Consider the following 9,679-nt stretch of genomic DNA (forward strand, 5'->3'; position numbering starts at 1 on the left):
GCGGATTTGTTTGAGATTGAGCCGAAAGTTCCATATACAAAGCTTGATCTTGACTGGATGAATAAAAAATCCAGAAGCAGTGTGGAAATGAGTGATAAAAAATATAGACCGGCGATTATGAAAAAAGAGATGGATATGAGTTCTTATGACGAGATCCTTCTGGGATTCCCAATCTGGTGGTATGTGGCTCCGACAATCATCAATACATTTTTAGAAGCTTACGATTTCAGTGGTAAAAAGATTGTGCTTTTTGCAACATCCGGAGGAAGTGGATTTGGGAACACTGTGAAAGAATTGCAGTCATCTGCACCAGACGCAGTTATTACAGAAGGCAGACTGTTAAATTGTGGAACAAAACAGGAAATCAGTGAATGGGTAAACTCTTTATAAACAACAGCGTTATGGAGGTATACAGAATATGGGAAAAATAGTACAGACAGCAGGAAGAAATACACTTGGTGAATTCGCACCGGAATTTGCACATTTTAACGATGATGTACTTTTCGGCGAAAACTGGAATAACCAGGATATCGACGTAAAAACAAGAAGTATTATCACAGTGGTTGCGCTGATGGCTTCTGGAATTACGGATTCTTCTTTAAAATATCATCTTCAAAATGCAAAAAATCATGGTGTGACACAAAAAGAGATTGCTGCAGTGATCACACATGCCGCATTCTATGCAGGATGGCCAAAAGCATGGGCTGTTTTCAATCTTGCAAAGGAAGTGTGGGAAACAGGCGAAGGAGATTTGCCATACGAAGAGGAAGCGATGCGGGCGCATGCAAAAGAGATGGTATTTCCAATTGGTGAACCAAACGATGGCTTTGCACAGTATTTTTCTGGCAGAAGTTTTCTTGCACCAATCTCTACATCTCAGGTTGGAATTTTCAATGTGACATTTGAACCAGGATGCAGAAATAACTGGCATATCCATCATGCAAAAAGTGGGGGAGGACAGATCCTGGTATGTGTTGCCGGAAGAGGATATTATCAGGAAGAAGGGAAAGATGCTGTAGAAATGAAGCCAGGCGACTGCATCAATATTCCGGCAGAAGTGAAACACTGGCATGGCGCCGCACCGGATGAATGGTTTTCACATCTGGCAATAGAAGTTCCGGGCGAAAATAGTTCCAATGAATGGCTTGAACCGGTAAGTGATGAAGAATATAGAAAACTAAAATAGGAAGGTTGAAAAAACTATATTTATAAGACAATTTGAAAGTTGTAAAGTGGTGTAAAGATTAATGATCTTTGTATTGGCACCGAAAATATATTTATTTCTCCGCGGCTTTTCTTCCAGGATGGGAGAGTGCCGCGGAGAATTTTTTGCGAAGAAAGAATTGCTATAGCTTTTGTAATTCCGGGAAAACCTTTATCTAAGAAAAAAATACAATATTAACATGAATATCATGAATATAATATTGGAGGCTGTGAATATTCCCAAATACTTCCCTCTCAGATTCCTGTTTTCTTTTGCAATATATTTGAAACTTATCAGGCTTGCCATGGATGCAATCAGAGTGCCGAGACCTCCAATATTGGTTCCGACAATTAAAGCCCGGTAATTATCTGTAAAGCCGGATAAAAGAAGCGCAGCGGGAACATTGCTCATAATCTGACTGGCAAGAACAGCAGTAAGTGTTTCCCTTCCTGCCATGATTCTTTCCAGAAAACTGCTGAATTGCGAAATCCTTCCAAGGTTGCCGATAAAAATAAATAATGCGATAAAGGTGGCAAGCAGGGAGTAATCCACCCTGCTTATATTTTCCCTGTTTCTTAGCAGCATATATATAAGAACCAATACAAGAGGAATCTGGTATGGAATGATACGTGCAACAGTGAGCAGGCAGATTGTAAATAAGATCAGGTAAGCGGCCAGGTATTCCATGTTAAGTTCTTTTCTGTCAGAGAATCCCAAAAGAGTTTTATCTTTTTCGGAACCGCATACGTGAGGTGCTTTGGCAGCGGCTACCTGTATCCATATCAGAAGAAGGATAAGTGCTGTGGCGGAATAGGGAAGCATCAGGGTTATTAATTCTGCCGCGGACATCCCTGCTCTGGCATATAGATAAAGGTTCTGCGGATTTCCGATTGGTGTGAGCATGCTTCCGAGATTAGCAGCGATTGTCTGCATGGCTACTATTTTAAGAAGCCAGTAATTGCCCAGTTCCTTTGGCAGTTTATGCACAATGATCAGTGCAAGAGGAACAAAAGTAATCAATGCCACATCATTGGTGATCACTATTGACAGGAAGAAACATAAGAGTACCAACAGCCTGATCACACCCACAGTTCCCGATGTTCCCATCAGCAATTTTTTGGCAAGTATATCAAAAACACCAACAGCCTTCAAACCAGCTACAATTGCCATCAAACAGAAGAGGAGCCCGAGAGTCCTGAAATCGATATAAGTAAAATAAGCCTTATCCGGTCTGACCCAGAACATAGAAAGAAGCGCCAGGATCACTGCAATTGACAAAACGGTTTCTTTCCTGAAAAAAACATATAATTTTTGTAACATAATATTTCCTTTCCGGTCTGATACGACCGCGTATAAGTATATCACAGAAATATCCAGAAAAAAAGAACATCATTTTGTATTGTGGATTGTGTTTGCGATTACCGCCTCATTCTTGTATAATGAAAGGAGAACTGAAAAAATCTGTACTGCAGTCGTTGAAAGAGTTTCAGGCAAGGGCAAAAGCACAGGAGCAGGAAAATAAAGAAGTAGAAAAATCCAAAGCACATAAGAAGGGGGATGTAGAATTATGATGAATCTGGCAATGAACTTTGATACAGACGAATGTTCAGTAACGGCAATGTTTGATAAAGGAAACAGAAATGACACAATGGAAGCAATCGACCATATCATTCCATTTCTAAAAGGGGATGCGGATATGATCGTGCTTGTCTGCAATACCCTAAGAAAGCTGTTCTGCATGAGTGATGAAGGCTATGAGACTTTTCTTATGGACTTGGAAGATTATAAATCGGAACTGGAAGAGGGGGAATGAATTCAAGCCAGAGTGCAGTATAGCAGGTGAAAGATGAGAAGCGAAGGAAAAAGTGTCAGCATTGAGAAGTGTTAACAGGTATATATTGGAAGAATTCAGCCAGGGAAACTCTGGCTGATATAAAAACACATCTGCAGAAACAGTGACTGAAGAAATTTTGAGTAGTGGAATTGGGAAGAAGTATTTAGATACTATAATAAAGAGATTAGCTGGCTTGTATACTGACAGAGAGGACATAGTAAACAGATTTGCGTTATTATCAGGGATTGTAGGAGATTCCGAAGAGCTTTTGTTCAGATGATGAAACAATAGGATTGGTACAGGAATTATATAGAACAAAAGTTAATAAAGGGATTTGTTGCGTTTTCCGCTATAATAATCTGCCAGCAAAGAATGTGTTGCCTGAATATGTTTGTGATTATAAGAAACGAGCAGGGTTATTTCAAAGATCAGCAGATTTAGAGTAGTTCTTTTTTTCTGAGAGAAAATTAAAAATCGTTTTTGGTTCTTCTGGAGAGTGATTATAGCGTTTGGGAAACATCCGGAGAAACCATTACCTCAGGGTGTCGTAAAGTTCTTTATCAAAGAAGGTTTTGAGATGCCCTTTCTTTTTTATCCAAATCTTACATATATAAACCTAAGAAAAAGCTTGACGTTTAAATATTACAAGTGTAATATTTAAGAAAATACGAAAAAAGGAGAAATAAAACTATATGAGAAAAAAGAAAAGAAAAAAACACACGAAGACTATCACAAAAATAGTTTTATTTAGCGGTATATTGATTGGTGGTGGAATCGGTATTGTAACAATAATGAATCGTAATGTTCCTGAAAAAAGACTAATGGAATATATGAAATATATTGAAAAAGGGGAATATGAGCAAATGTATGCCATGCTGGATCAGAAAAAAAGCAGCATGAACAGTAAGGAAGAATTTATAGAACGAAATTCTAAAATATATGAAGGCATTGAGATGTCTGATCTGTCCATAACCGATATTACAGTAAAAAGAAAAGAAAACGGAAATGCGGCAGTTTCCTATACAATAAATATGCAGACTGCTGCAGGAAATGTAGAATTTACCAACAATGCGGTATTTTCACATGACTGGACAGGATATCATTTAATCTGGCAGGATCAGTTGATTTTTCCAGAGTTATCTGCAACGGATAAAGTTCAGGTAACGTTAGAAGAGGCAAAAAGAGGAAATATTTTAGACAGAAATGGTCGTCAGCTGGCTGGAGAGGGAACTGCATCTTCGGTAGGAATTGTTCCGGGCAGAATGGAGAACAGGGAAGATACAATAAAAAAACTGGCAGAGTATCTTGGAATTGGAGCAGACGAAATTGAGGATAAGTTAAAAGCCGATTGGGTAAAAGCAGATTCTTTTGTACCAGTAGCAACAATTCCTAAAATACAAGAGGTCGATCTTCTGACAGTGAATCCGGATGAAACTGTTCTGGAAGAAAAAGAAAAGCAGGACACATTATTGAAGATTCCAGGTATTATGTTATCTGATGTAAAAGTACGAACTTATTATCTAAAAGAAGCTGCCTCTCATCTGGTAGGGTATGTACAGGCGGTTACAGCCGAGGATTTGCAGGAACATAAAGGGGAAGGGTATCGTACAAACAGTGTGATTGGAAAGACGGGACTGGAAACGCTTTATGAAAAAGAATTAAAAGGGACAGATGGATGTGAGATCTGTATTGTAGATGCAAATGGAAATAAAAAAAGTGTCATTGCATATGAGCCTAAAAAAGATGGAGAAGATATCCACACTACGATTGATGGCGATCTTCAAAGTACTCTTTATGAACAATTTAAAGAAGACAGAGGATGTTCTGTAGCCTTGAATCCTTATACAGGGGAAGTACTGGCGTTGGTAAGTACGCCATCTTATGATAATAATGATTTTGTACGTGGAATGGACAATAGCCAGTGGAGTGCATTAAATGAAAATGAAGACAGGCCTTTATACAACCGCTTTCGCCAGACATGGTGTCCAGGCTCAACTTTTAAACCTGTAATTGCTGCAATTGGATTAAAAGTGGGGGCATTTACTGCAAATGACGATTTTGGAAATGAGGGTCTGGCGTGGCAGAAAGATTCTTCGTGGGGAGATTATACAGTGACTACACTTCATGATTATGAACCTGTAATCTTGAAAAATGCGCTTATTTATTCAGATAATATTTATTTTGCAAAAGCAGCATTAAAAATTGGTGCGGATCAACTGATGCAGTCTCTAAATCAAATAGGATTTAATCAGGAACTTCCATTTGATATTAAAATGTCAGAGTCCCAATATTCTAATATGGACAAGATAGAAACAGAAATCCAGCTTGCTGACAGTGGGTATGGACAGGGACAGATTCTGGTAAATCCTTTGCATCTTGCAAGCATTTATACGGCTTTTCTAAATGATGGAAATATGATAAAGCCATATCTTCACGCGGATGGTGGAAGCACTTCCAGTGAAATCTGGATAAAAGATGTTTTTTCACCACAAATTGTTTCGGAGGTTATGGAGGGGTTAGAGGGTGTAGTGAATAACCCGGAAGGAACTGGTTATGGAGCATGCCGGGAAGACATTAGATTAGCAGGAAAAACCGGAACAGCGGAACTGAAAGCTACAAAAGAAGATACATCTGGAACAGAAATTGGCTGGTTTACAGTTTTTACTACAGATAGAGATACAGAGAATCCTATTTTGCTCATCAGTATGGTAGAGAATGTGAAAGATATTGGAGGAAGCGGTTATGTGGTGGAAAAGGATAAGGCGATACTGGATGAATATCTCGGTAATGAATAATTTTTACCTTTAAATATTACAAATGTAAGAGGAAAATGATATGAAAAAAATTTGGAAAATATTTTGGGGAGTTATTTTTCTTGCTGTCTGTAGTGGATGTGGCATAAAGAAAGAGCAGAAAAAGACAATTGAAGATACGAAAGAAAAAATTTACAGAGAGTGTGAAATGCTGGCAGAAGACTATCAGAGCATATATGAGAATGCTGCGAAAGAAAATGCACTATATGAGCTGAGTACAATACAAAAAAGTATGGATTATTTTGGAAAATATGGATATGCAGTAATTGATTCCTACAATCAGCTGGATATGGTTCAAAGTATTAAAGTAGATGATTTTTTGAAAAAAGCAGAAAAAGAGAAAAATGGAAAAACTACTATATTTCAAGTTATAGCAGGAGATCATTTTATTCGGTATGATCTGAAAACCAAACAGGGGAAAATAGACGTTGAAGTAAGCTCTTTTAAATGGAAAGAGGATACTTGGCAGGAAACATATTATCATGAGTTTAGAGCTAATTCATGGAAATATACAGAAAATGGGTATTTCTTTATGGAAGAATATCATCCGGCTGGATATGATGGACCGTCTGGATATCGGGCCTTTCGGGTAGTGCCGTTAAATAAAAAATGCAGGGAGCTGAATCGAAAATATATACTTCCTTTTGGATATACACTTAATAAATTGTTTACTTCTAATTGGAGTGAAAAAAATTATGATGGAATAAATTTTTATGATGTTTTTGACCGTTTACTTTCAATGGAAGAAAAAACTGATGAATTTAAGGAAGGAAAGACTTATGAAATCCCAAAAGAATCATTTGAAGCGATATTTCAAAAATATTTTAATATAAGCGCAGAGATACTGCAGACAGGAACGGTATTTCACACGGAAACACAGACATATCGGTATCGAACCAGAGGAATCGTATATGATTTTGCTCCCACACCATATATTCCATATCCGGAAGTTGTTTCCTACATAGAAAATCAAGATGGAACAATAACACTGGAAGTAAATGCGGTATGGCCACAAAAAGAATTAGATCAGGCGTTTTGTCATAGCGTAACCATTCGGCTGTTAGATAAAGATAGATTTCAATATGTATCCAATTATGTATCAAGGTCAGAAATAGAGGTTACCTGGTATACAGAAAGATTATCAGACGAAAAGTGGGAGGAATGTTATGGAGATAATTGATATGATTACAAAAAGAAAACTGAAAAAGATGATGAGCGTTTTATTTATTTCGGGATGCTTTTTCATAGGAAATACAAAATGTAAAGGGGCTGATTTAGAATATATTTCACAGGAAACTGCGAATTATGCTGTACAAGAAAGAGGATATGATTTGCCAGTAGATGAAGTCGTGAAAGAAGAAGCTATTGAAGATTGTAAGAATGTTATGAATCAGATGAAAGTCATTTATCAAAAGGCGGATAAAGGGACTTCATCGAATATAGTAGTTTCTGAGACAGTAATGGAAGAAATGCAGGAAGTATTAAAGGAAAAAAATGTCCCCGTTATTACATCAGCACCGTATTCAAATATGGCTAATTATTCTAAAATGGAAGAATTTCTTTTCAGGGCAGAACAGGATCTGACAGGAGATATCGTCTTATATAGGATTAACAGGGATGGTGGGATAGAAAGACTCAAATTCAATTATGATGGGACAGATATGTATTTGTTGGCTGCGAAAGCTGTTTGGGGTATGAACGACAATCCATCTATTGTATATGTTTCGTATACAAGGATAGAAGAATGGAAATATACAGAAAAAGGCTGGTTTGGTTATACGCTATGCGTTCCAAAGTATCCGGAAGTATCAGAAGCGGTTGATGGCAGTTCTATGATAAGAATTAAACCTTTAAGTGATGAATGCAGGGAAGTTTCAAAGAGGTGTGTGTATTTGCTTGGATATCAGGGGAATAATCTTTTATGTTCTGATTGGGATAGATCTGATATGGAAGGGTTAGATTATAATGGTTTATATGAATATTTATATCGAATGAAATACGGGGAGAGATATGAGTTTTCAGGTAACTCAAGTGGAATTCCGGCAGAAGAGTTTGAAAATCTGATAATGGAGTTTTTGCCGATAACAGCAGATCAAATTAAAAAATGGGCAGTATTTGATTCGGAACATCAAACTTATGACTGGGAACGATTAGGCTGTTTAAATTATAGCCCTACTTATTTTGGAACATCTTTACCGGAGGTCGTTGAAATAAGAGATAGCGGAGAGGGAAACAGTGTGTTGGTTGTTGATGCTGTATGTGATACATTTATATGTAATGATGCCGTTATTACAAGTGAGCTGACTGTTAAGTTCAACGATGATAAGAGTTTTAAATATATGGGGAATAAAATTCTGAATAATGGTACGAAAGAAGTTCCCAAATATCAATATAGAATAAAAAGAAAGAACTGATAACAACTATCAGCCCTTTCATATTTGTTAATTCCATATATGTAATTTTTTTAAGATATCAGAAGTGATTTCAAATGCTTTTTTGCCAGTTGCATTAGAATCACTTTGGATATTGGTTGCAAAATAATAGCTGTTATCGGAAGTTTCTACATATCCGATAAACCAGCCGTTGATATCCTGTCCGTTGACACGACCGGTTCCAGTTTTTCCGTAGAAATTACCATTAGGTGTACTGGCAATTTTTATAGCATTTTTAACAGAAAATACATTTTGGAAATTTAGATGGAATTCATTTGTGTTAAATTTTTTTAATAATGTTACTTGCTCTAAAGGCGAGATTTTTAATGAAAAATCGGACCAGTATAAATCCAGATTTGAACTGGTTGTTTGGTTTCCATATTCTATTTTATTCAAAAATTCCTGGACTCTGTTAATTCCGAGCTGCGAATCAATTGCCTGGAAATACCAGTTAACGGAATTTTGCATAGCAGAGTTTAAATCCTGATCAGCTTCCCAGGATGGAAAAGGAAAGGCATCACCATTCCATGTCATGGAAGAGTGTTCTGGTGTGATGATTCCGGATTCGAACCCTAATAATGCATCGTATATTTTGTAGGTAGACTCTGGCGGAATACGTTTGGTGGCTTCTTCAAGATCGTATATTTTCCAGGAATCCAAATTATTGTCATACAAAACAAATGATCCATCATATGTTCCAAATGTTTCGGATATATCTAACAGGGAGATATTTTTGTCTGTATCACTAAAATGATATACGCTTTGAGTAGAGGCATCAACGAATAAAATGGGTGTACATCCAATAAAAACAGCACTAATGACCAGATAAATTATCAATGCTCTCATTTTTTGATAAAGAGTTTCTTCTGAAAAACGGCGATGTTGAGAATACGTCGTTTCATCTGCCTGAAATTTCCGGACATTCCAACTGCCAGTGGAGAGGAAAAAGAGGATATTTTTTCTGCAAAATTAATCAGTGTAGTTCCATAAGCTTGGTATTCATCAGCAGAAATCATCTGCAATACAGCAGAATCACAGGCTATTTCACGGTCACAGAGAATTTCTTTTAAAGTGTACCAAACAAAAGGGTTAAACCAGTAGAGTATATTACTTATGACCATGAGGAAGCCAATAAATGTATCTTTGTGACGGTAATGCTGTAATTCGTGTAGCAGCATAAAACGCATATCATCAGGATTCAGTTCGGAAATTAAATGGATGGGAATGTAAATTCTGGGATGTATTATTCCGATTAAAACTGGTGATTTTAAAAATGCAGTACTGTAGACTGATACTGGGTGAGAGATTTTAAGTTCCTTTAAAGAATTCGAATAAATAGTTTTTACCTGCTGATTTTGAAGCGGGAGAGCAGATCTTTTTATGGAACGTACAGATC

The 9,679-nt window shown here is 37.0% G+C and carries 10 protein-coding genes; 7 read left to right on the plus strand and 3 right to left on the minus strand.

Annotated features, from left to right (window positions below; genetic code table 11):
• On the plus strand, positions 1-390 hold a 390-nt coding region (locus tag AC075J_RS12735; RefSeq protein ID WP_476390389.1), incomplete at its 5' end, for a flavodoxin.
• 28 nt (positions 391-418) lie between these two features.
• Entirely contained in the window at positions 419-1,186 is a 768-nt protein-coding gene (locus tag AC075J_RS12740) for a carboxymuconolactone decarboxylase family protein (protein ID WP_055200793.1), read from the plus strand.
• Positions 1,187-1,375: 189 nt separating this feature from the next.
• Here AC075J_RS12740 and AC075J_RS12745 read toward each other — a convergent pair whose 3' ends face one another.
• Positions 1,376-2,524: an SLC13 family permease gene (locus tag AC075J_RS12745; protein ID WP_055200791.1), complete on the minus strand. Its 1,149-nt coding sequence runs from the start codon at positions 2,522-2,524 to the stop codon at positions 1,376-1,378.
• A 119-nt stretch (positions 2,525-2,643) separates the two neighbouring features.
• Here AC075J_RS12745 and AC075J_RS12750 point away from each other — a divergent pair, with 119 nt between their 5' ends.
• The 5 genes from AC075J_RS12750 to AC075J_RS12770 all read left to right on the plus strand — a co-directional run bounded on the left by AC075J_RS12750 (position 2,644) and on the right by AC075J_RS12770 (position 8,265).
• Positions 2,644-2,775: a hypothetical protein gene (locus AC075J_RS12750; RefSeq protein WP_008703848.1), complete on the plus strand. Its 132-nt coding sequence runs from the start codon at positions 2,644-2,646 to the stop codon at positions 2,773-2,775.
• A complete protein-coding gene (locus AC075J_RS12755; protein WP_008703846.1) occupies positions 2,772-3,017 on the plus strand; it encodes a transposon-transfer assisting family protein in 246 nt (81 codons plus the stop codon). Before AC075J_RS12750 ends, AC075J_RS12755 begins: the two co-directional genes overlap by 4 nt.
• A 713-nt stretch (positions 3,018-3,730) precedes the next feature.
• Positions 3,731-5,833 (plus strand): penicillin-binding transpeptidase domain-containing protein, encoded by a 2,103-nt coding sequence (locus AC075J_RS12760; protein WP_055200789.1) that lies wholly within the window; start codon positions 3,731-3,733, stop codon positions 5,831-5,833.
• Between the two features lie 40 nt (positions 5,834-5,873).
• Positions 5,874-7,031 carry a DUF6070 family protein gene (locus tag AC075J_RS12765; RefSeq protein ID WP_055052404.1) on the plus strand — a complete coding sequence of 386 codons (1,158 nt, stop codon included), beginning with the start codon at positions 5,874-5,876 and terminating at the stop codon, positions 7,029-7,031.
• Positions 7,018-8,265 (plus strand): DUF6070 family protein, encoded by a 1,248-nt coding sequence (locus AC075J_RS12770; RefSeq protein ID WP_055200787.1) that lies wholly within the window; start codon positions 7,018-7,020, stop codon positions 8,263-8,265. The genes AC075J_RS12765 and AC075J_RS12770 overlap by 14 nt, the downstream gene beginning before the upstream one ends.
• A gap of 27 nt (positions 8,266-8,292) precedes the next feature.
• Here the strand turns inward: AC075J_RS12770 and AC075J_RS12775 are convergent, their stop codons facing one another.
• Positions 8,293-9,129: a penicillin-binding transpeptidase domain-containing protein gene (locus AC075J_RS12775; RefSeq protein WP_476390390.1), complete on the minus strand. Its 837-nt coding sequence runs from the start codon at positions 9,127-9,129 to the stop codon at positions 8,293-8,295.
• A partial coding sequence (locus AC075J_RS12780; RefSeq protein ID WP_476390391.1) for a M56 family metallopeptidase occupies positions 9,126-9,679 on the minus strand: 554 nt, incomplete at its 5' end. The genes AC075J_RS12780 and AC075J_RS12775, both read right to left, overlap by 4 nt.

The sequence above is a fragment of the Blautia sp. ZXY-1-C6 genome, assembly GCF_056339875.1.

Bases quoted from the DNA above. Each gene is read 5' to 3' on its own strand.
- AC075J_RS12740 (WP_055200793.1), top strand. From the start codon at position 419: ATGGGAAAAATAGTACAGACAGCAGGAAGAAATACACTTGGTGAATTC.
- AC075J_RS12745 (WP_055200791.1), bottom strand. From the start codon at position 2,524: ATGTTACAAAAATTATATGTTTTTTTCAGGAAAGAAACCGTTTTGTCA.
- AC075J_RS12750 (WP_008703848.1), top strand. From the start codon at position 2,644: ATGAAAGGAGAACTGAAAAAATCTGTACTGCAGTCGTTGAAAGAGTTT.
- AC075J_RS12755 (WP_008703846.1), top strand. From the start codon at position 2,772: ATGATGAATCTGGCAATGAACTTTGATACAGACGAATGTTCAGTAACG.
- AC075J_RS12760 (WP_055200789.1), top strand. From the start codon at position 3,731: ATGAGAAAAAAGAAAAGAAAAAAACACACGAAGACTATCACAAAAATA.
- AC075J_RS12765 (WP_055052404.1), top strand. From the start codon at position 5,874: ATGAAAAAAATTTGGAAAATATTTTGGGGAGTTATTTTTCTTGCTGTC.
- AC075J_RS12770 (WP_055200787.1), top strand. From the start codon at position 7,018: ATGGAGATAATTGATATGATTACAAAAAGAAAACTGAAAAAGATGATG.
- AC075J_RS12775 (WP_476390390.1), bottom strand. From the start codon at position 9,129: ATGAGAGCATTGATAATTTATCTGGTCATTAGTGCTGTTTTTATTGGA.